The organism is Pseudoroseicyclus sp. H15 (genome assembly GCF_054353345.1).
Genome location: NZ_JBTHJE010000007.1, coordinates 64,425 through 85,489 on the forward strand (window position 1 = coordinate 64,425; position 21,065 = coordinate 85,489).

The window sequence follows — 21,065 nt, forward strand, 5'->3', positions numbered from 1 at the left end:
AGCCACCCTGATTTTTTCCTGTTAGCGCAACCACATAGATGTTAGCGCCAAACCGGATTTTCCGTTAGCGCCATCAGGATGAGGCCTTAGGCAGCACTGCGGCGAGTGTGAGGCATTTTAGCCATTGCTCAGGGATTTTCGCCACACATCAGGCATGCTGCCGGCATCGATTCGTAGATTTGGATTGATTCGGCGCCGCAAAGCGGGGGATATGTTATGAAAATCGAGGCAAAAATCTTTCACGAGCAGCAAGGATAAGCGCGATGTCCAAGATCGCATTGGTAGATGACGACCGAAATATCCTGACATCCGTGTCCATGACGTTGGAGGCGGAGGGTTTCGAGGTCGACACCTATAATGACGGGCAATCTGCGCTGGATGCGTTCAGCAAGCGCCTGCCCGACATGGCCGTTCTCGATATCAAGATGCCCCGAATGGACGGGATGGATCTGCTGCAGCGGCTGCGCCAGAAAAGCGCCATGCCGGTGATCTTTCTCACCTCGAAAGACGACGAAATCGACGAAGTGCTCGGCCTGCGCATGGGCGCCGACGATTACGTGAAAAAGCCCTTCAGCCAGCGCCTTCTGGTCGAGCGCATTCGCGCCCTGCTGCGCCGGCAGGAAGCCGTGGCCGGCGATATCGGCCCGACGACCGAAGAGACCAAGGTCATGGTGCGCGGCCATCTGTCGATGGACCCGCTGCGCCACGCGGTGAAGTGGAAGGGCAACGACGTCTCGCTGACGGTGACCGAGTTCCTGCTGCTGCAGGCTCTGGCGCAGCGCCCCGGCTTCGTCAAAAGCCGCGACCAGCTGATGGATGTGGCCTACGACGATCAGGTCTATGTCGACGACCGCACCATCGACAGCCACATCAAGCGCCTGCGCAAGAAGATGCGCCAGGCCGATGACGAGTTCTCGGCGATCGAGACGCTCTATGGCATCGGATACCGCTACAACGAAGAGTAAGGGGCAGGGCATGACCAGCGCACCGAAGGTCGACGTGCGCGATCTTGGGTCGGTTCGCCGTGCCGCGGATATGACGGCGCGCAAGCGGGCCGAACGAAACGTCATTCTGCTGGGCGACGATTGGGTCGACCCCGAGTCGACCGGCGAGCGCGAGATGCAGGAGCTGCGGCGCCGGCGCCGCGGTGTCTTCACGCTCAATCGCTCGCCGCTGGCCCGCAAGATCGTCACCTTCAACCTCGTCGCCCTGATCCTGCTGGTGACGGGCATGCTCTATTTCGCTCCCAGCCGCGACAACCTCGCCTTCCAGCGCGCCTCCAGCCTCGTGGCCGAGGCCGAGCTGATCGCCGATGTCTTCGAGCTGCGCGCCCTGGGCGCCGCCGGCGAGGCGGCGACAGGTACGGGCGCGCCTGAGGATGTGCTCGCTCGGCTCGATCTGCGCCGGGGCGTGACCGTTTGGGTGTTCGATGCCGAGGGCGCAATCGTGGCCAGCGCCGCGGCGGGCGCGAGCGCGCCGGTGGCCGGCCTCGACTACGAAGGCGGCGGCACGCTCATCACCAACGCCCTCTCGGGCGCCTGGGAGGCGATGGCAGGCCTGCTCACAAGCGGCAGAGACGATGCGCAGTCCCCGCAACAGGTGCCGCCCTCGCTGATCCAGACGGCGCTGGCCGGGGGTGACGCGGTGAGCGACCTGCGCGACGCGCGGGGCAACACCATCTTCGCGGTCGCCACGCCCATCACGGTGGATGGCGGCACCATCGGCGCCATCGGCGTCACCTCCGCCCCCGGCGAGATCGATGCGCTGCTCCGCGTCGAGCGCGAGCGGGTGCTGCAGATGTTCGTCATCGGCCTGATCGTATCGGTCACGCTCAGCCTCGTGCTCGCCTCGACCATCGCCAACCCGCTGGCCGAGCTCGCCGCCGCCGCCGAGATCGGCCGCGACAAGAACGCCCGCAAGATGGCGCCCAGCCGGGTGCGCATCCCCGACCTTTCGGCCCGACCGGATGAGATCGGCCGCCTCTCCAGCGCGCTGCGTGGCATGGTCGCCGCGCTCTACGACCGGATCGAGGGCAACGAGCAATTCGCGGCCGACGTCGCGCATGAGATCAAGAACCCGCTCGCCTCGCTGCGCTCTGCCATGGGCACCATGCGGGTCGCCAAGCGCGAGGATCAGCGCGAGAAGCTGCTGCAGGTGATGGAACATGACGTGCGCCGGCTCGACCGGCTTGTCAGCGACATCTCCAACGCCTCTCGGCTGGATGCAGAGCTGGTGAAGGATGAGGAAGAGACCTTCGATCTCATCAAGATGGTCCGCAACATCAACGACTTCCTCGGCGCGGATGCCAAGCGGCAGGGCATCGACTTCATCACCGATCTGCCGCCCGGGCAGGTGATGATCTCCGGCCTCGAGGCGCGGCTGGCGCAGGTGTTCGTCAACATCATCACCAATGCCGTCTCGTTCTGCGAAGAGGGCGACGCGATCCGCGTCTGGGCCCGCAAGCGCGAGAACCGGGTGCTGGTGGTGATCGAGGATACGGGGCCGGGCATCCCCGAGGAGGCGCTGTCGAAGATCTTCCAGCGCTTCTATTCCGAGCGGCCCGAGCAGCAGTTCGGCAACAACTCCGGCCTCGGCCTTGCCATCTCGAAGCAGATCGTCGAGGCGCATGGCGGCGTCATCTGGGCCGAGAACATTCGCCCCACCGATGCCGACCCGACGTCGGAGCCGCTGGGCGCCCGCTTCGTCGTCGGCCTGCCTGTCTGAGCCATGAGCGAGACCGTGCTGCATGCCTCCACCGTCGCGGTGGCGGGGCGGGGGCTGCTGATCCTCGGCCCCTCGGGCAGCGGCAAATCAGCGCTGGCGCTGGAGCTGATGGCCTTCGGCGCCGAGCTGGTGGCGGATGACCGCACGATCGTGACGAAGGAGGATGGCGGGCTGGTCGCGCGCGCCCCCACCGAAATCTCCGGCATGATCGAGGCGCGCTACATCGGGCTGCTCAATGCCCCGGTGCGGCCATTCGCCCGCCTTCACGCCGCCATCGACCTGGGGCAGGTGGAAAAGGCACGTTTGCCGCTGCGCAGAAAAATGACACTGCTCGACTCCCATCTGCCCTTGCTTCACAAGCCCGTCACGGGCCATTTTGCACCTGCAACATGGCTATATATGATGTCGGGACGGAGATCCTGAAACGATGAAAGACGCCGCACCCCGAACGGAGGACGGCAGACAACGCGTAGTGCTGGTCACCGGTCCGTCCGGAGCCGGGCGGTCGACCGCCGTGCACGCGCTAGAAGACCTCGGATTCGAGGCCATCGACAACCTGCCGCTGTCTCTTCTGCCCCGCCTGATTGACGGGCCCGCCCTGTCGCGCCCGATCGCGCTGGGCCTGGACGTGCGCAACCGTGACTTCACCATTGAGGCGCTGATCGAGGTGATCGACCGCCTCGCCGCCCGCTCCGACATTGCCGAAGAGCTGCTCTACGTCGATGCCGACGAAGACACGCTCGTGCGCAGATATTCCGAAACGCGCCGCCGCCACCCGCTGGCCGATGACGGCCCGCTCTATGGTATTCGCCGCGAGCGCGAGATGCTGGTGCCGATCCGCGCCCGCGCCGATGTGCTGATCGAGACGGGGGGCCTTTCCCCCCACGACCTGCGCGCCGAGGTGGAAGGCTTCTTCGCCCCGCCCGAAGGCAAGCTGCTGACGGTCGAGCTGCAGAGCTTCTCCTACAAGCGTGGTCTGCCTCGCGGCCTCGATTTCGTGTTCGACTGCCGATTCCTGCGCAACCCGCATTGGGAGCCGAAGCTGCGCGAAAGCGACGGCCGTGACGCGGCAGTGGCGGCCTATATCGCCGAGGACGCGCTCTTTGAGCCTTTCTTCACCAAGCTGTGCGATCTTCTGAACCTCGTCCTCCCCGCCGCGCGGGCAGAGGGAAAGACGCATCTGGCTGTGGGCTTTGGCTGTACCGGCGGGCAACACCGTTCGGTCGCTCTAGCTGAACGGTTGGCAAATGCGCTTGCGGTGGGCGGATGGCAGGTGTCTAAACGACACAGGGAGCTGGAACGCAGGGCAGAGGCCGATCTCTCGGGGCGGGATGGCAGGCAGGTGAAACCGTGATCGGTATCGTCATTGTTGCCCATGGCGGCTTGGCCCGGGAATATCTCGGGGCGGTCGAGCATGTGGTTGGTCATCAGGACGGGGTGAAGGCGATCTCCATCGGCCCCGACGATGACCGTTCCGCGAAGGAAGCCGAAATTTGCGAGGCGGCCAATGCCGTCGACAGCGGCGAGGGCGTTGTGCTGGTGACCGATATGTTCGGTGGCTCGCCCTCCAACCTGTCTCTGCGCGCCTGCGGCCTGGCCGGTCGTCGCATCCTTTACGGCGCCAACCTTCCCATGCTCATCAAGCTGGCCCGCTCGCGGCATCTCACCGTCTCCGAGGCGACGGACAGGGCGCTCGCCGCCGCGCGCAAATACATGGATTGCCACGTGGCCGTGCAGGATCAGCCGGCGGCGCGCTGGGGTGTCTCTTGAGCGCCTGTTCCCTGCAAAAGGCAGCCCGATGACCGGCGAGACCGTCACCCAGCGGCTCAAGGTCATGAACGTGAAGGGGCTGCACGCGCGGGCCTCTGCCAAGCTTGCCGACCTTGTTGAGCGATTCGATGCCGAAGCCGAGGTCTCCCGCGACGGTATGTCCGCCAGCGGGGACTCCATCATGGGGCTTTTGATGTTGGCAGCTTCCAAGGGAACGACTATTGAAGTCGAGACGAGGGGCAAAGAGGCCAAGGCCTTGGCCGACGCCATCGCAGCACTGGTGGCGGACAAGTTCGGCGAGGGTGATTGACCTCGCCAAGGAGGGGGCCGTCGTGACCGACCTAAGCAATCGCAAATTGCGAGCGATAGGACCAGTCGCGCCCCGGCAGGAGCCGGCGCCGCGCTTCTATGACCGGTCGTCGCTCACCTATTCCGAAACCTTCGACAACCCGGTCAAGCGCAACACGATCAAGACGATCGAGTGGATGACCGGCAAGCTCGAGATCCTGCGCCGCGTGCGCCGGTTCGAGCGGATGGGCGTGCAGCCCGGCCCGGCCTTCTGGCCCGGCACGATGAAGGCGATGGGCATCGAGATCCAGACGCCGCAATACCAGATCGACCGCATTCCCAAGACGGGGCCGGTGGTGTTTGTCGCCAACCACCCGCACGGCATGGTCGATGGCATGGTGCTGGCCGATCTCTTCAGCCGGGTGCGCGACGATTACCGCATCCTCTCGCGTTCCATCCTGACGGGGCTGGATGAGAGCGCGACGAAATACATGATCCCCGTGCCGTTCCCGCACGAGCCCGACAGCCAGAAGAAGATGGTGGCCATGCGGGCCGAGGCGATGGGCCATCTGGCGGACGGCGGCCTGATTGCCCTGTTTCCCTCGGGCGTCGTCGCTACGGCGCAAACGCCCTTCGGCCCGCCCATCGAGGCGGAGTGGAACCCCTTCACCGCCAAGATGATCCGCCGCTCGGGCGCGACGGTGGTGCCCTGCTTCTTCCCCGGCAGCAATTCGCGCTGGTACCAGCTGGCCAACATGGTGTCGCCGACGCTGCGGCAGGGGCTGCTGATCCACGAGGTCGTGCACAGCTTCGACAAGCCGCAAAAGCCGGTGATCGGCGAGCCGATCAGCGCCGAGGAATGCCAGGAGCGCAGTGTCGACCCGCGCGGCTTCATGGCCTGGCTGCGCCAGCGGACGATCTCTCTGAAAGACGAGTGAGGCACCGTGTGGCGGGCCGAGGCCCGCCCTACGGCCCTCCGACGCAGGTAGGGCGGGCTTCAGCCCGCCGCCCCCTCACCGCGTCGGCACAGGTTCCTCGCCCCGGTAATCGTAGAAGCCCCGCTTGGTCTTCCGCCCCAGCCAGCCGGCCTCGACATATTTCACCAGAAGCGGGCAGGGCCGGTACTTGGTGTCGGCAAGGCCATCGTGCAGCACGTTCATGATGGCGAGGCAGGTGTCCAAGCCGATGAAATCGGCCAGCTCCAGCGGGCCCATCGGGTGGTTGGCGCCGAGCTTCATCGACGTGTCGATGCTCTTCACGCTGCCGACGCCCTCGTAGAGCGCATAGACCGCCTCGTTGATCATGGGGATCAGGATGCGGTTCACGATGAAGGCGGGGTAATCCTCGGCCGTCGCAGAGGTCTTGCCGAGCGATTCCACCACGCCGAGGCAGGTGTCGAAAGTTGCCTTGTCGGTGGCAATGCCGCGGATCAGCTCGACCAACTGCATCACAGGCACCGGGTTCATGAAATGGAAGCCCATGAACTTCTCCGGTCGGTCGGTGCGACTCGCCAGTCGCGTGATCGAGATCGATGAGGTGTTCGAGGTGAGGATTGTTTCCGGCCCGAGATGCGGCACCAGATCCTCGAAGATGGCCGTCTTAACCGCTTCCTTCTCGGTCGCGGCCTCGATGATGAGGTCGAGGGGGCCGAGATCGTGCAGGTTCATTGTGCTGGAAATGCGGCCAAGCGCATCGGCTTTGTCACCCTCGGTGATGGTGCCGCGGCCGACCTGACGGTCGAGATTATGCGAGATGGTCTGGCGCCCTTTTGCCAGTGTTTCCTCGCTGATATCGGTAATCAGCACCTCGTAGCCGGCCAGCGCGAAGACATGCGCGATGCCGTTCCCCATCTGCCCGGCGCCGACGATCCCAACGGTCTTAATACTGCCCATTTTAACCCTCATGCTGCCTTGCAGAACGATAGGCCCCGGTGGGCCGACGCATCAAGGACTGCGGGGATTTTGGTTAGAATTCTTTGGTTAGTCTTTTGAAAAGCTTTCGACGCGATTTCTATTGCGGGTGAGTGGAATGACTGGTGGGTGCCATGCGGCATGACGCGCTAGAGGGGCGAAGTCTGAACTACACGCCGTGCCGTTATGGCACGTCGAAGATCTTCTTTCGTGGCCCGCAGCGTTCGCTCGACGGGCGCTACATCACGTTCGTCGGCGGCACCGAGACCTACGGAAAGTTCATCAAAGAGCCGTTCCCCAGCCTCGTCGAGCGCGAGCTTGGCACCCCTTGCGTCAATTTCGGCTGCGCCAATGCCTCCATCGGGGCCTTCCTGGCCGAGCCGACGGTGGTGGATGCCTGCCGCGGCGCCGATACCAACATCGTGCAGATCATGGGCGCGCAGAACCTCTCCAACCGGTTCTATACCGTGCACCCGCGCCGGAATGACCGCTTCCTCAAGCCCTCCACGGTGCTCGAGGCGATCTATCCCGAGGTCGACTTCGCTGATTTCTGCTTCACCCGCCACATGCTCTCGGCCCTCTACGAGCTGTCGCCCGAGCGGTTCGAGATCGTGCGCGGCGAGCTGCAGCAGGCCTGGAGCAGCCGCATGGTGAGCTTCCTCCGCGAGATCGGCCCGCAGACCTCGCTGCTGTGGTTCGCCGACCATCTGCCTTCCGACCATCACTGGACGGATCGGGCCGAGGGGCTGCAGGCCGAGCCGCTGTTCGTGACCCGCCGCATGGTCGACCAGCTGCGCCCGATGGTGCGCTCGGTGATCCTCGTGCAGCCCTCCGCCAATGCGCGCGCCGAGGGGACGGGAGAGATGTTCTTTGCGCCGCAGGATGAAGGCGCCGCCGCGGGCCTGCCTGGGCCGAAGGCCCATCGCGAGGCTGCTGCGGCAATCGTCGACAACCTGCAGGCCGGCGCCATGCGCGGCGTGATGAGCGCCTGACGGCACTTCTCAACTGACCCCTTCACTTCAAATGAAAACGGCCGGCGCCTTCGGGGCACCGGCCGTTTCGCTTTTGTACCGCGAGGCGTCAGAGCTTCTCGATCAGCTCCGGCACGGCGGTGAAGAGGTCGGCAACCAGGCCGTAATCGGCGACCTGGAAGATCGGCGCCTCTTCGTCCTTGTTGATGGCGACGATGATCTTGCTGTCCTTCATCCCCGCGAGGTGCTGGATCGCACCGGAGATGCCGACGGCGAGGTAGAGGTCGGGCGCGACCACCTTGCCCGTCTGCCCCACCTGCCAGTCGTTGGGCGCGAAGCCCGAATCGACCGCAGCACGGCTGGCACCGACGGCGGCGCCGAGCTTGTCGGCCAGCTTCTCGATGAGCTGGAAGTCTTCCTCCGAGCCAACGCCCCGGCCGCCGGAGACGACGATGCCGGCGGAGGTCAGCTCCGGGCGGTCGCTGGCGGCGACTTTGTCTTCCACCCACTCGGAGAGGGCGGAGGCGGCGGGCACGGAGACATCCTCGACGGGGGCCTCGGCGCCGGCCTCGGCCGCGTCGAAGTTGGAGGTGCGGATGGTGAAGACCTTCTTGCCGTCCGACGACTTCACCGTCTGCAGGGCGTTGCCCGCGTAGATCGGCCGCTCGAACGTGTCGGCATCGACGACCTTCGAGACGTCGGAGATCACCATCACGTCCAGCAGCGCGGCGGCGCGGGGCATGATGTTCTTGGCATCCGTCGTCGCCGGGGCGGCGATGTGGTCGTAGTCACCGGCGAGCGACACGATGAGATCCGCCGTGGTCTCGGCGAGGCGATGGCCGAGGCCCTCGTCCTCGGCGACCAGCACCTTGGCGACGCCGAGCGTGGCGGCCTGACCGGCGGCCTCGCGGGCGGAGGCGCCGGCGCAGAGCAGGTGGATGTCACCCAGCGAGGCGACGGCGGAGACGGCCTTGGCCGTCGCGTCCATGTTCAGGGCGCCGTCGGTGATTTCTGCCAGAAGAAGAACGGCCATCAGATCGCCCCCCGCTCTTTGAGTTTCGACACCAGCTCGTCCACCGAGCCGACCATCTCGCCCGCCTGCCGCGTCGGCGGCTCGGAGGTGGAGACGATGGAGAGCCGCGGCGTGACGTCGACGCCGTAATCCTCCGGCGTCTTCTCTTCCATCGGCTTCTTCTTCGCCTTCATGATGTTCGGCAGCGAGGCGTAGCGCGGCTCGTTGAGCCGCAGGTCGGTGGTGACGATCGCGGGCAGCTTGACCTTGATGGTCTGCAGGCCGCCGTCGACCTCGCGCGTGACGGTGGCGCTGTCGCCCTCGACGTCGAGCTTGTTGGCGAAGGTCGCCTGAGCCCAGCCGGTGAGCGCGGCGAGCATCTGGCCCGTGGCGTTCATGTCGTTGTCGATGGCCTGCTTGCCGGCGATGACGAGGCCGGGCTCTTCGGCATCGACGATCCCTTTCAGGATCTTGGCGACGGCCAGCGGCTCGATATCGGTGTGGACGTCATCTGCGGCGACGACGAGGATCGCGCGGTCGGCGCCCATGGCGAGCGCGGTGCGCAGCGTTTCCTGCGCCTGCTTGACGCCGATGGAGACGGCGATGACCTCGTCGGCCTTGCCGGCTTCCTTGAGGCGGATGGCCTCTTCGACGGCGATCTCGTCGAAGGGGTTCATCGACATCTTGACGTTGGCGAGATCGACCCCGCTGCCGTCCGCCTTCACGCGGACCTTCACGTTGTAGTCGATGACCCGTTTGACGGGCACGAGAACCTTCATAAGCGGCCTCCCGGCGGTCTTTTTTCCAAATCGCGCCATGGGTAGCGCGGGGCGCGGGCCGATTGAAGCGCAAAACCGACGCTAGGGGAGCTGCCGACGCCACGTTTGCAGGCGGGGGAGGGGCGGCGGTCAGCCCGCCGCCCCCAGGTTGCTGTCGCTATGCGATCTGGCCGGCGGTGGCGCCGCCGTCGACCGCGAATTCCGAACCGGTCGAATAGGTTGCTTCCGTCAGCAGGAAGCGCACCATCCGCGCCACCTCGTCGGGCTCGCCGAACCGCTTGATCGGCTGCCCGGCGACGGCGCTGTCGTCGTAGCTCTCGGTCATCGGCGTGTGGATGGGGCCGGGGTGGAGGGAGACAACGCGCACGTTATCGGGGCCGAGCTCCAGTGCGGCCGATTTCGTCAGCCCGCGCACGCCCCATTTGCTGGCGGTATAGGCGGCCAGCCCCGCATAGCCCTGCAGGCCCGCGGTGGAGGAGGTGTTGACAATGGCACCGCCGCCGGCGCGCTTGATGGCGGGCGCCGCGAAATGCAGGCCGCGGTAGACGCCGCGCAGGTTGATGTCGATCGTCTTGTCGAACGACTCGGGCGTGCCCGCGGCAACGGTGCCCGGGCCGACGATGCCAGCGTTGTTGAAGAGCGCGTTGACCTCGCCAAAGGCGCTCTCGGCCGCGGCCACGGCGGCCTCCCAGTCGTCAGAGCTGGTGACGTCGAGGTGGCGGTAGATCACCTTGTCGCCGAGTTCGGCCGCAAGCTTCTCGCCCTCTGCGTCCTGCACATCGGCGAGCATCACCTGAGCGCCGCCCTCGGCCAGCATCCGACCGGTCGCGGCGCCAATGCCGCTGGCGCCGCCGGTGATGATGATCTTCAGATCGGAAACTTGCATGGTCATGCCATATCCCTTTCATGTCTGTCCGGCCCCGTGGGGCCCTCTCTGACACTTGAGATAAGGGCGGCTCTGCGCCTTCGCTAAGGGATGCGACAACATGCCTGAGCGTCTGATGACGCCGGGCCGTTCGCGGGGACAGGCGGCGGATCAGCCTTCCGCGATCTGCAGGACGATCTTGCCGATATGGTCGCCTTCTTCCATCCGCGCATGGGCGGCGGAGGCGTCATCGAGCGGGAAGGTCTCGTCCATCACCGGGCCGATGCGACCGGCGGCGAGGAGGGGCCAGACATGGGCGCGCAGCTCCTCGGCGATGGCAGCCTTTGCGGCGACGCTTTGCGGGCGGAGGGTGGAGCCCGTGATCGTCTGCCGCTTCACCATGAGGCCGGCGAAGTTGATCTCGGCCTTCGGGCCCTGGAGGAAGGCGATCTGCACGAGACGCCCCTCCATCGCGAGGGCCTGCAGGTTGCGGGGGATGTAATCGCCGCCGACCATGTCGAGGATCAGGTTGGCGCCGCCCTCCGCCTTGAGGATTTCAACGAAATCCTCCTCGCGGTAGTTGATGGCCCGCTCGGCGCCGAGCCGCGTGCAAGCCTCGCATTTCTCCGCCGAGCCGGCGGTGGCAAAGACGCGGGCACCGAAGGCATGGGCGAGCTGGATCGCCGTCGTGCCGATGCCCGACGAGCCGCCATGCACGAGAAAGCGCTCGCTGCCCTGCAGGCCGCCGCGCATGAAGACATTCGACCAGACGGTGAAATAGGTCTCCGGCATGCAGGCCGCCTGTTTGAGCGACATCCCCTGCGGCACCGGCAGGCAATGGCCGGCAGCGGTGATCGCCGCTTCGGCATAGGCGCCGCCGGGGAAGAGGGCGCAGACCTCATCGCCGACCGTGGGCCAGGTTACACCTCCGCCGACGGCCTCGACCGTGCCGGCCCCTTCAAGGCCCGGCAGGTCGGAGGCATCGGGCGGCGGCGCGTAATTGCCGGCGCGCTGCAGGCAATCGGGGCGGTTCACGCCGGCGTAGGCCAGGCGGATGCGAACCTCCCCGGCCCCCGGCTCTGGCACAGGGCGGGTGGCGGGCTGCAGCACCTCTGGCCCGCCGGGGCGGGTGATCTCGACGACCTTCATCTGACTCACGACGGCATGTCCCACCGGCCGGGAAGATCTGCCGACTTGGGCGCGCGGATGCGCTCGAACAGCTTGAAGCCGGGGGCGAAGAGCGGGTTCTTCTGCAGCCGCGCCTTGGTCTCTTCGAAGCGCATCACGTCGGCGATGCGGCGGTCGATGAATGCGCGCGACTTCTCATGCCCCTCGCTCTGGTCGCCCAGCCAGTAGAGCAGCGACGAGGAATAGACAGCGGTGAGGATGGCGCGCTTGGAATACCAATTGCCATCGGTCGAGGTATCGCCGAGCGCCCGCCAGATGGTATCCGCCGTCTCCCACATCAGGCGCGAGCCCAGCGGGGCGTTCTGCGGCAGCGAGAACAGCGAGGTAGAGCGGCGCAGCACCTCGATATCTCCGGCGAGGCGCAACCGCTCCTCGATGGCGCGGGCGACCTTCTCGCTGTAGCGCAGCCCGTCGAGCTTACCGGCGAGGGCCGTGTGCAGGGCGGCATCGCCGCGCCGGTGCAGGGCCGCAGCAAGCGTGACGGCGCCGCGGGGCGCAAGGGCCCGGGCCTCGGCGAGAGGGAGGCCGGCATCGTGGGCAGCGGCGCGGAAGCTGGCATCCGACCAGCCATCGAAGGGCACATGGGCCGTGATGGCGTCGATCAGCGCATCGAGGCCCGGCGAGGGCGCTTCGGGGGCAGGATCGTCGGGGTGCGGCATGTCTTGCATGGGGGCCTCCATCGCTCCGTCTGTGGAGCATATTTAGCCCGGCGGCGGGATTTCTCAATGCGGGGCCCGTGCAGGGCGGCCCCAGCCCTCGTGCAGGTTTGCGGGGCCCAAAGCGGGTGGACAGGCGGGCGGAAGGCCCCTATATGGGCCACTCCTGCAAGTTTCCGACACTCTAGCAAGAAAGGTGGTGACACCCACATGCAGGTTTCCGTCCGCGACAACAACGTCGATCAGGCGCTCCGTGCCCTGAAGAAGAAGCTCCAGCGCGAAGGCGTCTTCCGTGAGATGAAGCTCCGGCAGCATTTCGAGAAGCCCTCCGAGAAGAAGGCCCGCGAACGCGCCGAAGCGATTCGCCGCCAGCGCAAGCTCGCCCGCAAGAAGCTGCAGCGCGAAGGTCTGCTCTAAGACTTTCCCTTCCGGTTTTTCGGTAGAATTGACGACCCCCGTGGCCTGGCCTCGGGGGTTTGTCGTTTCCGGGGGGCGTTGTGCTGGTGGAGAGTGCGGGACCGGGGGCCAGCCCCCGGAGCCCCCGGGATTTTTTTAGAGCAATGACAGGGGCGGGGGTGGCCAGCCGCGCTCGGCGGAGGATCGAGGGGGCGCGGGCTGTGAGCGCGGTGGCGGCTCAGGTGCCGGAGCGATACCCCCGGGGATTCGCGCTCTGCCAGGCCCAGATGTCTCTCGCCATCTCATGCAGTCCGAACTCGGCCTGCCAGCCCAGCCGCTCCTTGGCGCGGCTCGGGTCGGCGACGGAGGTCGCCACGTCGCCGGCGCGGCGGGGGGCGATGCGGTAGGGCAGGTCGCGGCCCACGGCGGCGGAGAACGCGGCCAGCATCTCTTTCACCGAATAGCCCCGGCCGGTGCCGACGTTGATGGGCTCGGCGCCCTCCAGCGCCTCTGCACGGCCAAGGGCGGCGACATGGGCGCGGGCGAGGTCGACGACATGGATGTAGTCACGCACCCCGGTGCCGTCGGGCGTGTCGTAATCGTCGCCGAAGATGGAGAGGTGTTCGCGCTCGCCCGTCGCCACCTGCGCCAGGTACGGCATGAGGTTGTTGGGGATGCCCGCCGGGTCCTCCCCGATGCGGCCGGAGGCGTGGGCGCCGGCGGGGTTGAAGTAGCGCAGGAGCACCGCGGCACGGCCCGGGGCGGCGACGGCCCAGTCGGTGAGCACGCGCTCGGCCATCGCCTTGGTCTGGCCGTAGACATTGGTCGGCTGGATCGGATGCGCCTCGTCGAAGGGCAGGTATTGCGGCTCGCCGTAAACTGTGGCGGAGGAGGAGAAGATCACCCGCCCGCAGTCTGACGCCTCCATCGCGCGGATTAGGCTGAGCGTGCCGCCGACGTTGACCTCGTAGTAATCGACCGGGCGCTCGGCGCTCTCGCCCACCGCCTTCAGCCCCGCAAAATGGATGACGGCCTCGGGGCGGAAGTCCTGCGCGATGCCGGTGAGCGCGGCGGTGTCGCGGATATCGGCCTCGTGCACATCCATCGGGCCGTTGGTGAGCTGGCGCACGCGGGCGAGCGCCTCCGCCGAGCCGTTGTCGAAATTGTCGATGACGCAGCAATGGTGGCCCTGGCCCAAGAGCTCCACCAGGGTGTGGCTGCCGATAAATCCGGCCCCTCCGGTGACGAGAACGCGCATGAAATCTCTCCGCCTGAAAATCAGGCCTAGTTAACCCGCTCAGGCCAAAGCTGAAATGACAAACGGGGGGCCAGATGGGCCCCCCGTTCAACTCAGTGCAGCTGTGCTTACTCGCTGAGCGCCTGGTCGGTGATCTCCAGCGTGTAGGCGCCCTCTGGCTCCTCCGTGATCGCCGGGTTCTCTTCGGAGACGGCGGAGAGCAGCGTCGCCACCGTCTGCTCGTAATCGGCGGGGTCGAGCGCGCCGTTGGAGCCGGCGGTGAGCTTGGCGACCTCGCCCATCATGTAGACCTGGTGCTCCAGCGTCTGGGCGCCGGTCTGGTCATTGTCGACGACGATCTCGGCGGCTTCCTCGGGGTTCTCCTCGGCCCACTTCCAGCCTTCCATCGAGGCGCGCACGAAGCGGACCATCTTGTCGACGAACTCGGGGTCCTCGAGGTCTTCCTCCATCACGTAGAGGCCGTCCTCAAGCATGCCGATGCCCATGTCGAGGTAGTTGAAGTTGACGAGGTCGTCCTCGGCGAAGCCGTTATCCAGCACCTGGCCATATTCGTTGTAGGTCATGGTGGAGATGCAATCGGCCTGCCCCTGCACCAGCGGATCGACGTTGAAGGCCTGGCGGAGCACCTCGACACCCTCTTCAGACCCATCTGTCGGCAGGCCGAGCGAGGCCATGTAGGCGTAGAACGGGTATTCGTTGCCGAAGAACCAGACGCCGAGCGTGCGGCCCGGGAAGTCTTCCTCGCTCTCGACGCCGGTGGACTTCAGGCAGGTGAGCTGCAGGCCGCCGGTCTTGAAGGGCTGGGCGATGTTCACCAGCGGCAGGCCGCGTTCGCGCGCGGCGAGGGCGGCGGCCATCCAGGTGGTGATGACATCGGCGCCGCCGCCGGCGATCACCTGCTCGGGGGCGATGTCAGGGCCGCCGGGAAGGATGGTGACGTCGAGGCCCTCCTCCTCGTAGAAGCCCTGATCGAGGGCGACGTAGTAGCCGGCGAACTGGGCCTGCGTGACCCATTTCAGCTGCAGCGTCACCTCGTTGTCCTGCGCCATGGCGGGGGCGGCGAGGGCGGCCAGCGCAAGCGCGGCGGCGGTCGTGAACTTGGTCTTCATGGATTTCATCCTTTTCCCTGTCTTCTCTGCTCTGCCGGCCTCATGCCCGTCTTCCGTCGCGGGCCTCATTTTCTGTGGGAGGGGTGCCAGAAGCACAGCCTCCGTTCGATCCAGGCGACGACCCCGTAAAGAGCGGTGCCGGCAAGGGCCGCCACCATGATCTCCGCCCAGACGAGGTCGATCGACAAGCTTCCGACGCCGGTAGAGATGCGAAAGCCCATCCCTTGCGTCGGAGAGCCGAAATATTCGGCAACCACGGCCCCGATCAGCGCCAGCGTGGCGGAGATCTTCAGGCCGTTGAAGATGAAGGGCATGGCGGCGGGCAGCCGCAGCCGCCACATCGTCTGCCCATAGCTCGCGGCATAGGTACGCATCAGGTCGCGCTGCATCGCATCGGTCTCGCGCAGGCCCTGCACACAGTTTACCAGCATCGGGAAGAACACCATCACCACGACGACGGCGGCCTTCGACTGCCAGTCGAAGCCGAACCAGCTGACCAGGATCGGCGCGATGCCGACGATGGGCAGCGCGGCGACGAAGTTGCCGATGGGCAGAAGCCCCCGGGTGAGAAAGTTCGACCGGTCGATCAGGATCGCGGCGAGGAAGGCGGCGAGGCTGCCGATGGCGAAGCCAGAGAGGGCGCCCTTGAGGACGGTCTGCTGAAAATCGCCCCAGAGCGTGGCGCGCGAGGCGAGGAAGGTCTGCCAGACGTCGCTGGGGGCGGGCAGGATGACCGGCATGATCTGGAAGTGGCGCACGAGGCCTTCCCAGAGGAGCAGCAGGGTGGCGCCGAAGATGAGCGGCACCAGCAGAGAGACGGTGCGCGTGTTGCCGAAGGCGGAGCGCACCATGGCGACGTTCAGCGCCCAGGCGAGGGGCCAGACGATCAGGATGATGGCGAGCCAGCTCATGCCGCCATCCCCCGGCGCCGCAGCACGACCCGCTGCACGGCATCGAGCGCTGTGACCAGCACGCCGGCGAGGATCGCCGCGGCGAGGAGGGCGGCCCAGATGGCGAGCGGCGTGCCGAACTGGTCGCCGATGAGGATGCGCGCGCCGAGGCCCGATATGGCGCCCGTCGGCAGCTCGCCCACGATGGTGCCGACGAGCGCGGCGGCGATGCCGACCTTCAGCGAGGCAAAGAGATAGGGCATCGAGGCCGGCAGCCGCAGCTTCCAGAAGCCCTGGAAGCCGGAGGCGGAGTAGGTCTTGAGCAGGTCGAGCTGCTGGTCGGAGGGCGAGTTCAGGCCTTTCACCATGCCGACGAGGATGGGGAAGTAGCAGAGGTAGGCGGAGATGATCGCCTTCGGCAGGCCCCGCCCCTCCACCCCGATCTGGGAGGAGAGCACGACGATCATCGGCGCCAACGCCACGATGGGGATGGTCTGGGAGATGATCGCCCAGGGCATCAGCGACCGCTCGACGACCCGCGCATAGGTGATCGCCACCGCCCCCGCGAGGCCGAGTGCGAGGCCTAGCGCGAAGCCCGAGAGCGTGGAGCGCAGGGTGATCCAGCCGTGGTAGATGAGCGAGCGTTTCGAGAAGCCGCGCCCCTCCAGCACCATGGCGCCCGAGGTCGCCCAGAGTTCCGAGAGCACCTGCCCGGGCGTGGGCAGACGGGGGCGCTCCAGCCGGAAGGTCTCGCCGATCCGGCCGGGGTTGCCGAGGAGCAGCATGGGGACGGAGAGCTCGCGGCGGACGTTCACGCCCTCGGGCTCCACCGTCTCTCCCATGCGCTCGGCGAGGTCGAGCGAGACGCGGATGTTCATGAAGGGCACGGCCGCGTACCAGAGCGCCCCGATCAGGGCGAGCACGGCGAGGACGGGGAGCGCCGCCTTCATGGGGCCGTCCTCGGCATCACGATCAGCGCCACGGCGGCGACGCCGAGCGCGATGCCCGCCATCTGCATCGGCGCCGGCCGCTCGCCGAACCAGACGAAGGCGACGGCATTGGCGAGCAGCAGCTGCAGCACGGCGGAGATGGAGATGGCGACGGCCATGCCGCTCTCACGCATCAGCCGCAGCATCATCAGGTTGCCGAGCGTGTAGAGCGCCAGCGCGCAGGCGATCAGCAGCCAGCCCGGCTTGTCGAGGGAGGCGCGCAGGAGCCACGAGGCGGCGAGGAACACCACCATCGCCCCGCCGAGCCAGGCATAGAAGCCGGCGCTCATGCGTCCTCCGTATGCCCGGCGCGCAGTCCGTCGCGCACGCGGTGGGCGATGGCGATGAACTCCGGCGTGTCGCGGATATCCAGCGGGCGCTCGCGGGGCAGGGGGCTGTCGATGACGTCGGTGATCCGGCCCGGGCGCGGGGACATGACGACGATCTTGGTGGAGAGGTAGACCGCCTCGGGGATCGAGTGGGTGACGAAGCCGATGGTCTTCTCGGTGCGCGCCCAGAGCTGCAGGAGCTCTTCGTTGAGGCGGTCGCGCACGATCTCGTCGAGGGCGCCGAAGGGCTCGTCCATCAGCAGGATATCGGCATCGAAGCTGAGGGCCCGCGCGATCGAGGCCCGCTGCTGCATGCCGCCCGAGAGCTGCCAGGGAAACTTCTTCTCGAAGCCGGAGAGCTCGACCAGCTCCAGCACCCGGGCGACCCGTTCCTCCTGCTCGGCCTTGGAGAAGCCCATGATCTCCAGCGGCAGGCGGATGTTGCCCCCGATGGTCCGCCACGGGTAGAGCCCGGCCGCCTGGAAGACGTAGCCATAGGCGCGCGCCTGGCGGGCGGCGTCGGGGGAGAGGCCGTTGACGGTGAGGGTGCCGCCCGTCGGCTGCTCCAGCCCGGCGATGCAGCGCAGGAAGGTGGTCTTGCCGCAGCCCGACGGCCCGATGAAGGAGACGAACTCGCCCTTGGCGACGTCGAGCGAGACGTCCTTCAGCGCGTGCACGTCGCCGTCGCCGGTATGGAAGACGAGGCTCAGATCCTTGGCGGAGATGACGGGGGCGCCGGTCATGCGGCCTCGCGGGGCAAGGGGCGGCGGCGCGGATGGGGTGCGAACTTCATGCGCCCACCAAAGCCGAGAGAGGGGCGTTTGCCAAGATGGCGGGCGGTGCGATCTGCGTATGAGCTGGGCGGTTGGTCATTTGGTGGGCGGTGGAGGAGGCTGTCATGGCCGCTCCATACCCCGCGCGGAATCAAGCCGCAGGCGCCGCGCGAGCGCCGGCCCGTCCCGGCGGGCTGGCTTCCGTAAGCGCTTAGCTCGCTGTGGGAGGGGCTTGGCGGTCATAAAGTGCGATAGCGGAAAGGTCGGAGCGCCACCCCACGGGGCGGCGTACGAGGTGGTTTCTTGGATGGGCTCGGGAATGGTGGGCTTGAAACCCACCCTACGGGGCCTGAAGAAACGATATCTCACTTAGCACGCCGTCCATGATTGACTTTCGTCACCGCCCCCAAAGCGCCATTTCCGCGAATTCCACGGAATTGCCTGCCGGGTCGCGTACGTAGATCGAGCGCGGCCCGTGCGGCCAGTGGAAATCTGCCTCGATCTCCACCCCTGCGGCCGGCAGCGCCTCCGCCAGCCGGTCCAGCTCCGCGGCCTCGGCCGAGAAGCACACATGCCCCGACCCCCGTGCGCCATGCGGCGGCACGGGGAGCCGCGCATCCGGCGCCGGCGGCTGCTCCGTCGCCTCGGCGATGAAGCAGAGGAGCACCGACGACCCGCAGCGGAAGAAGACATGCCGCTCCTCGGCGCGGGTGATCTCCTCCAGCCCCAGCGTGCCGCCGTAGAAGGCCGCCGCCGCTTCGAGGTCGTCCACGTAGAGCGCCGCCTCGAGGATGCCCGAGAGCGCCACGCCCGTCACCGGGGCCACGGAAATCGCGCGATTTCCGTGCACGATTTCCGCGCGGAAATCGTCCCCCCGCTCAAACCCCGCTCGCCGGGATGCCCGACCGCTCTACGGGCCGCGGATTGGTCAGCGACTTCCAGCTGGAGAGTGCCCGGTTCACCGACCCGTTGCCCGGCCGTTTCACGAACTCGCCATGCCCCTCGCGCGTCGTCAGCTCGCCATCCGTCACCGCGACGTGGCCGCGGGTGAGCACGAAGCGCGGCAGGCCATTCACCTTCTGCCCTTCGAAGACGTTGTAATCGATGGCAGAGGCCTGCTTCGACGCGGTGATGGTCTTCTCCTTCGCCGGGTCGAGCACGAGGATATCGGCGTCGCTGCCGACGAGGATCGCGCCCTTCTTCGGGTAGCAGTTCAGGATCTTGGCGATGTTCGTCGAGGTCACCGCGACGAACTCCTCCGGCGTCAGACGCCCCGTCTCCACCCCGTGCGTCCAGAGCATGGGGATGCGATCCTCCAGCCCCCCGGTGCCGTTGGGGATCTTGGTGAAATCGCCGACGCCGAAGCGCTTCTGCTCCGTCGTGAAGGCGCAGTGATCCGTCGCCACCACCGAGAGCGAGCCCGATTGCAGCCCGGCCCAGAGCGAATCCTGGTGCTTCTTGTTGCGGAACGGGGGGGACATGACGCGGCGCGCCGCATGGTCCCAGTCGGTGTTGAAATATTCGCTCTCGTCGAGAGTGAGGTGCTGGATGAGCGGCTCGCCCCAGACGCGCTTGCCGGCCATGCGGGCGCGGCGGATGGCCTCGTGGCTCTCCTCGCAGCTCGTATGCACCACGTAGAGCGGCACGCCCGCCATGTCGGCGATCATGATGGCGCGGTTGGTCGCCTCGCCCTCCACCTGGCTCGGGCGCGAATAGGCGTGCGCCTCGGGCCCCGTGTTGCCCTCGCGCAGGAGCCGGGCGGAAAGCTCGGCCACCACGTCGCCGTTCTCGGCATGCACCATGGCGATGCCGCCCAGCTCGGCGAGACGCTGGAACGAGGCGTACATCTCGTCGTCGTTCACCATCAGCGCGCCCTTGTAGGCCATGAAATGCTTGAAGGTGTTGATGCCGTGATCCTCGATCACCGTCTTCATCTCGTCGAAGACCTGCTCGCCCCACCATGTCACCGCCATGTGGAACGAATAATCGCAATGCGCCTGCCCCGACTTGTTGTGCCAGCGCTTGAGCGCGTCGGTCAGGCTCTGCCCCGGGTCGGGCAGGGCGAAATCGACGACCATCGTGGTGCCGCCCGCCAGCGCCGCGCGGGTGCCGGAATTGAAATCATCGGTGGAGAAGGTACCCATGAAGGGCATCTCCAGATGCGTATGCGGGTCGATGCCGCCCGGCATCACATAGCAACCCGTCGCGTCCAGCTCTTCGTCGCCGGAGAGGTTCGGCCCGATCTCGGCGATCTTGCCGTCTTCGACGAGGATATCGGCCTTGTAGGTGAGGTCGGCGGTGACGATGGTGCCGTTCTTGATCACGGTGCTCATGGGCACTCCCCTTCTGATTGGCTTATGGACAGGCGGCCACGGCGGGGCCGGCAAGGTCTCGGTCATGCAGGATCATCGAGAGGCCATGCGGGGCGGCGTAGGCGCAGGCCTCGGTGAAATCGACCGGGGTGTCGGTGTATTCGGCGTCGAGGACGGGTTTGCCGGCGGCGATGTAGGTAAGGGTGGCGTCGCACCAGCCATCGATGAAGCAGCCCTCGGCGATCATGAAATCCATGGCGGGCAGCAGCTGCGGCACGAGGTCCGGCACGTTTTTCTGCCCGATCTCAAGGCCCATCCCGTGCGCCATCTCGGCGAGCGCGGTGGCATATGCGACCACATGGGCGGCGCCGACAGGGAAGCCGCTGTCGTTGATATGAACGTCGAGATTGTCCGGCTCGATCGCATCGAACCCCATCTGCGCGGCGCGGGCGAAGCGCGCCCGCATGAGGGGCAGGAGCGTGGCCTGATCGCGGATGTCGAGGAAGCGCTCGTCGGGCCAGTCGCCGTAGACCTCGCCCAGCACCGCTTCGGGGAAGTCGCCGGCATCCGCGCGCCACTCTTCCCAGGTGCCGACAGAGATATAGGCGATGGTCTTTAAGCCGCGCGCCCGCAGCGCCTGAACCTCTGCCGCGTCCACCTCGTCCGGATCGAGGTCGATGATCGCAACATCGCCGCTCAGCTCAAAGGGCGGCTGCAGCTGCCAGTCCCACCGCGGCGCCTCCTGCGCCAGCCCGCCCCCGCCCCAGGCCGCCAGCGCGGCGGCGGCGAGGCTGCCGCCGGCGGGGCGCAAAGACGGTCGCGGCAGGGAGACTGAGCGCATCGGGC

The 21,065-nt window shown here is 66.8% G+C and carries 24 protein-coding genes; 9 read left to right on the forward strand and 15 right to left on the reverse strand.

The annotated features are described in order from the left end of the window. Positions 1–263 precede the first annotated feature (263 nt). The 7 genes from ACXN5S_RS16760 to ACXN5S_RS16790 are packed head-to-tail and all read left to right on the forward strand — an operon-like array spanning position 264 to position 5,720. Positions 264–965: a response regulator transcription factor gene (locus ACXN5S_RS16760; RefSeq protein ID WP_458606621.1), complete on the forward strand. Its 702-nt coding sequence runs from the start codon at positions 264–266 to the stop codon at positions 963–965. A gap of 10 nt (positions 966–975) precedes the next feature. Continuing rightward, positions 976–2,724, forward strand: coding sequence for an ATP-binding protein (locus ACXN5S_RS16765; RefSeq protein ID WP_458606622.1), 1,749 nt, complete (start codon positions 976–978; stop codon positions 2,722–2,724). Positions 2,725–2,727: 3 nt separating this feature from the next. Then, entirely contained in the window at positions 2,728–3,147 is a 420-nt protein-coding gene (locus ACXN5S_RS16770; RefSeq protein ID WP_458606623.1) for an HPr kinase/phosphorylase, read from the forward strand. A 4-nt stretch (positions 3,148–3,151) separates the two neighbouring features. Continuing rightward, entirely contained in the window at positions 3,152–4,078 is a 927-nt protein-coding gene (gene rapZ, locus ACXN5S_RS16775; RefSeq protein ID WP_458606624.1) for an RNase adapter RapZ, read from the forward strand. Next, positions 4,075–4,494, forward strand: coding sequence for a PTS sugar transporter subunit IIA (locus ACXN5S_RS16780; protein WP_458606625.1), 420 nt, complete (start codon positions 4,075–4,077; stop codon positions 4,492–4,494). Before rapZ ends, ACXN5S_RS16780 begins: the two co-directional genes overlap by 4 nt. 28 nt (positions 4,495–4,522) lie before the next feature. After that, on the forward strand, positions 4,523–4,804 hold the full coding sequence (locus ACXN5S_RS16785; protein ID WP_458606626.1) for an HPr family phosphocarrier protein: 282 nt from the start codon (positions 4,523–4,525) through the stop codon (positions 4,802–4,804). 22 nt (positions 4,805–4,826) lie between these two features. Further along, positions 4,827–5,720, forward strand: a complete 894-nt coding sequence (locus tag ACXN5S_RS16790) for a lysophospholipid acyltransferase family protein (RefSeq protein ID WP_458606627.1) — start codon at positions 4,827–4,829, stop codon at positions 5,718–5,720. A 75-nt stretch (positions 5,721–5,795) separates the two neighbouring features. On the opposite strand, the gene ACXN5S_RS16795 is transcribed toward ACXN5S_RS16790, so the two are convergent. Further along, positions 5,796–6,674, reverse strand: a complete 879-nt coding sequence (locus tag ACXN5S_RS16795; protein ID WP_458606628.1) for a 3-hydroxybutyryl-CoA dehydrogenase — start codon at positions 6,672–6,674, stop codon at positions 5,796–5,798. A gap of 152 nt (positions 6,675–6,826) precedes the next feature. Between ACXN5S_RS16795 and ACXN5S_RS16800 the strand changes: the two genes are divergently transcribed. Next, positions 6,827–7,684: a DUF6473 family protein gene (locus tag ACXN5S_RS16800; protein ID WP_458606629.1), complete on the forward strand. Its 858-nt coding sequence runs from the start codon at positions 6,827–6,829 to the stop codon at positions 7,682–7,684. Between the two features lie 88 nt (positions 7,685–7,772). On the opposite strand, the gene ACXN5S_RS16805 is transcribed toward ACXN5S_RS16800, so the two are convergent. From ACXN5S_RS16805 to ACXN5S_RS16825, 5 genes are all read right to left on the reverse strand, one after another. After that, on the reverse strand, positions 7,773–8,696 hold the full coding sequence (locus ACXN5S_RS16805; protein ID WP_458606630.1) for an electron transfer flavoprotein subunit alpha/FixB family protein: 924 nt from the start codon (positions 8,694–8,696) through the stop codon (positions 7,773–7,775). Further along, a complete protein-coding gene (locus tag ACXN5S_RS16810) occupies positions 8,696–9,454 on the reverse strand; it encodes an electron transfer flavoprotein subunit beta/FixA family protein (protein ID WP_458606631.1) in 759 nt (252 codons plus the stop codon). Before ACXN5S_RS16810 ends, ACXN5S_RS16805 begins: the two co-directional genes overlap by 1 nt. Positions 9,455–9,611: 157 nt before the next feature. Next, a complete protein-coding gene (locus ACXN5S_RS16815) occupies positions 9,612–10,346 on the reverse strand; it encodes an SDR family oxidoreductase (protein WP_458606632.1) in 735 nt (244 codons plus the stop codon). A 144-nt stretch (positions 10,347–10,490) separates the two neighbouring features. Next, the gene (locus ACXN5S_RS16820) at positions 10,491–11,468 is read right to left on the reverse strand and encodes an NAD(P)H-quinone oxidoreductase (RefSeq protein WP_458606833.1); all 978 of its coding nucleotides are present in this window, start codon (positions 11,466–11,468) and stop codon (positions 10,491–10,493) included. A gap of 5 nt (positions 11,469–11,473) precedes the next feature. Further along, complete coding sequence (locus ACXN5S_RS16825) at positions 11,474–12,175, reverse strand: COQ9 family protein (RefSeq protein ID WP_458606633.1); 702 nt, start codon at positions 12,173–12,175, stop codon at positions 11,474–11,476. Positions 12,176–12,373: 198 nt separating this feature from the next. On the opposite strand from ACXN5S_RS16825, the gene rpsU reads away from it, so the two are divergent. Beyond that, complete coding sequence (gene rpsU / locus ACXN5S_RS16830; RefSeq protein WP_163895163.1) at positions 12,374–12,580, forward strand: 30S ribosomal protein S21; 207 nt, start codon at positions 12,374–12,376, stop codon at positions 12,578–12,580. 217 nt (positions 12,581–12,797) lie between these two features. On the opposite strand, the gene galE is transcribed toward rpsU, so the two are convergent. The 9 genes from galE to ACXN5S_RS16875 all read right to left on the reverse strand — a co-directional run bounded on the left by galE (position 12,798) and on the right by ACXN5S_RS16875 (position 21,060). Beyond that, complete coding sequence (galE, locus tag ACXN5S_RS16835; protein ID WP_458606634.1) at positions 12,798–13,817, reverse strand: UDP-glucose 4-epimerase GalE; 1,020 nt, start codon at positions 13,815–13,817, stop codon at positions 12,798–12,800. Positions 13,818–13,924: 107 nt separating this feature from the next. Continuing rightward, positions 13,925–14,926 (reverse strand): ABC transporter substrate-binding protein, encoded by a 1,002-nt coding sequence (locus ACXN5S_RS16840; RefSeq protein WP_458606635.1) that lies wholly within the window; start codon positions 14,924–14,926, stop codon positions 13,925–13,927. A gap of 65 nt (positions 14,927–14,991) precedes the next feature. Further along, entirely contained in the window at positions 14,992–15,837 is an 846-nt protein-coding gene (locus tag ACXN5S_RS16845; protein WP_458606636.1) for an ABC transporter permease, read from the reverse strand. Beyond that, positions 15,834–16,766, reverse strand: a complete 933-nt coding sequence (locus tag ACXN5S_RS16850; protein WP_458606637.1) for an ABC transporter permease — start codon at positions 16,764–16,766, stop codon at positions 15,834–15,836. The genes ACXN5S_RS16845 and ACXN5S_RS16850 overlap by 4 nt, the downstream gene beginning before the upstream one ends. Further along, positions 16,763–17,095 carry an EamA family transporter gene (locus tag ACXN5S_RS16855; protein WP_458606638.1) on the reverse strand — a complete coding sequence of 111 codons (333 nt, stop codon included), beginning with the start codon at positions 17,093–17,095 and terminating at the stop codon, positions 16,763–16,765. The genes ACXN5S_RS16850 and ACXN5S_RS16855 overlap by 4 nt, the downstream gene beginning before the upstream one ends. Beyond that, positions 17,092–17,877, reverse strand: a complete 786-nt coding sequence (locus tag ACXN5S_RS16860) for an ABC transporter ATP-binding protein (protein WP_458606639.1) — start codon at positions 17,875–17,877, stop codon at positions 17,092–17,094. Before ACXN5S_RS16860 ends, ACXN5S_RS16855 begins: the two co-directional genes overlap by 4 nt. Positions 17,878–18,304: 427 nt before the next feature. Beyond that, on the reverse strand, positions 18,305–18,724 hold the full coding sequence (locus tag ACXN5S_RS16865) for a VOC family protein (RefSeq protein WP_458606834.1): 420 nt from the start codon (positions 18,722–18,724) through the stop codon (positions 18,305–18,307). A 61-nt stretch (positions 18,725–18,785) separates the two neighbouring features. Further along, on the reverse strand, positions 18,786–20,240 hold the full coding sequence (gene hydA, locus ACXN5S_RS16870; protein ID WP_458606640.1) for a dihydropyrimidinase: 1,455 nt from the start codon (positions 20,238–20,240) through the stop codon (positions 18,786–18,788). 22 nt (positions 20,241–20,262) lie between these two features. Further along, the gene (locus ACXN5S_RS16875; protein ID WP_458606641.1) at positions 20,263–21,060 is read right to left on the reverse strand and encodes an endo alpha-1,4 polygalactosaminidase; all 798 of its coding nucleotides are present in this window, start codon (positions 21,058–21,060) and stop codon (positions 20,263–20,265) included. Positions 21,061–21,065 lie beyond the last annotated feature (5 nt).

Excerpts from the sequence above, each read along its gene's own strand:
- ACXN5S_RS16795 (WP_458606628.1), bottom strand. The coding sequence starts at position 6,674 with ATGGGCAGTATTAAGACCGTTGGGATCGTCGGCGCCGGGCAGATGGGG.
- ACXN5S_RS16765 (WP_458606622.1), top strand. The coding sequence starts at position 976 with ATGACCAGCGCACCGAAGGTCGACGTGCGCGATCTTGGGTCGGTTCGC.
- ACXN5S_RS16875 (WP_458606641.1), bottom strand. The coding sequence starts at position 21,060 with ATGCGCTCAGTCTCCCTGCCGCGACCGTCTTTGCGCCCCGCCGGCGGC.
- ACXN5S_RS16810 (WP_458606631.1), bottom strand. The coding sequence starts at position 9,454 with ATGAAGGTTCTCGTGCCCGTCAAACGGGTCATCGACTACAACGTGAAG.
- ACXN5S_RS16845 (WP_458606636.1), bottom strand. The coding sequence starts at position 15,837 with ATGAGCTGGCTCGCCATCATCCTGATCGTCTGGCCCCTCGCCTGGGCG.
- ACXN5S_RS16815 (WP_458606632.1), bottom strand. The coding sequence starts at position 10,346 with ATGACCATGCAAGTTTCCGATCTGAAGATCATCATCACCGGCGGCGCC.
- ACXN5S_RS16785 (WP_458606626.1), top strand. The coding sequence starts at position 4,523 with ATGACCGGCGAGACCGTCACCCAGCGGCTCAAGGTCATGAACGTGAAG.
- galE (WP_458606634.1), bottom strand. The coding sequence starts at position 13,817 with ATGCGCGTTCTCGTCACCGGAGGGGCCGGATTTATCGGCAGCCACACC.
- ACXN5S_RS16820 (WP_458606833.1), bottom strand. The coding sequence starts at position 11,468 with ATGAAGGTCGTCGAGATCACCCGCCCCGGCGGGCCAGAGGTGCTGCAG.
- ACXN5S_RS16770 (WP_458606623.1), top strand. The coding sequence starts at position 2,728 with ATGAGCGAGACCGTGCTGCATGCCTCCACCGTCGCGGTGGCGGGGCGG.
- ACXN5S_RS16855 (WP_458606638.1), bottom strand. The coding sequence starts at position 17,095 with ATGAGCGCCGGCTTCTATGCCTGGCTCGGCGGGGCGATGGTGGTGTTC.
- ACXN5S_RS16805 (WP_458606630.1), bottom strand. The coding sequence starts at position 8,696 with ATGGCCGTTCTTCTTCTGGCAGAAATCACCGACGGCGCCCTGAACATG.
- ACXN5S_RS16860 (WP_458606639.1), bottom strand. The coding sequence starts at position 17,877 with ATGACCGGCGCCCCCGTCATCTCCGCCAAGGATCTGAGCCTCGTCTTC.
- ACXN5S_RS16850 (WP_458606637.1), bottom strand. The coding sequence starts at position 16,766 with ATGAAGGCGGCGCTCCCCGTCCTCGCCGTGCTCGCCCTGATCGGGGCG.
- ACXN5S_RS16825 (WP_458606633.1), bottom strand. The coding sequence starts at position 12,175 with ATGCAAGACATGCCGCACCCCGACGATCCTGCCCCCGAAGCGCCCTCG.
- hydA (WP_458606640.1), bottom strand. The coding sequence starts at position 20,240 with ATGAGCACCGTGATCAAGAACGGCACCATCGTCACCGCCGACCTCACC.
- ACXN5S_RS16760 (WP_458606621.1), top strand. The coding sequence starts at position 264 with ATGTCCAAGATCGCATTGGTAGATGACGACCGAAATATCCTGACATCC.
- rpsU (WP_163895163.1), top strand. The coding sequence starts at position 12,374 with ATGCAGGTTTCCGTCCGCGACAACAACGTCGATCAGGCGCTCCGTGCC.
- ACXN5S_RS16840 (WP_458606635.1), bottom strand. The coding sequence starts at position 14,926 with ATGAAGACCAAGTTCACGACCGCCGCCGCGCTTGCGCTGGCCGCCCTC.
- ACXN5S_RS16800 (WP_458606629.1), top strand. The coding sequence starts at position 6,827 with ATGCGGCATGACGCGCTAGAGGGGCGAAGTCTGAACTACACGCCGTGC.
- rapZ (WP_458606624.1), top strand. The coding sequence starts at position 3,152 with ATGAAAGACGCCGCACCCCGAACGGAGGACGGCAGACAACGCGTAGTG.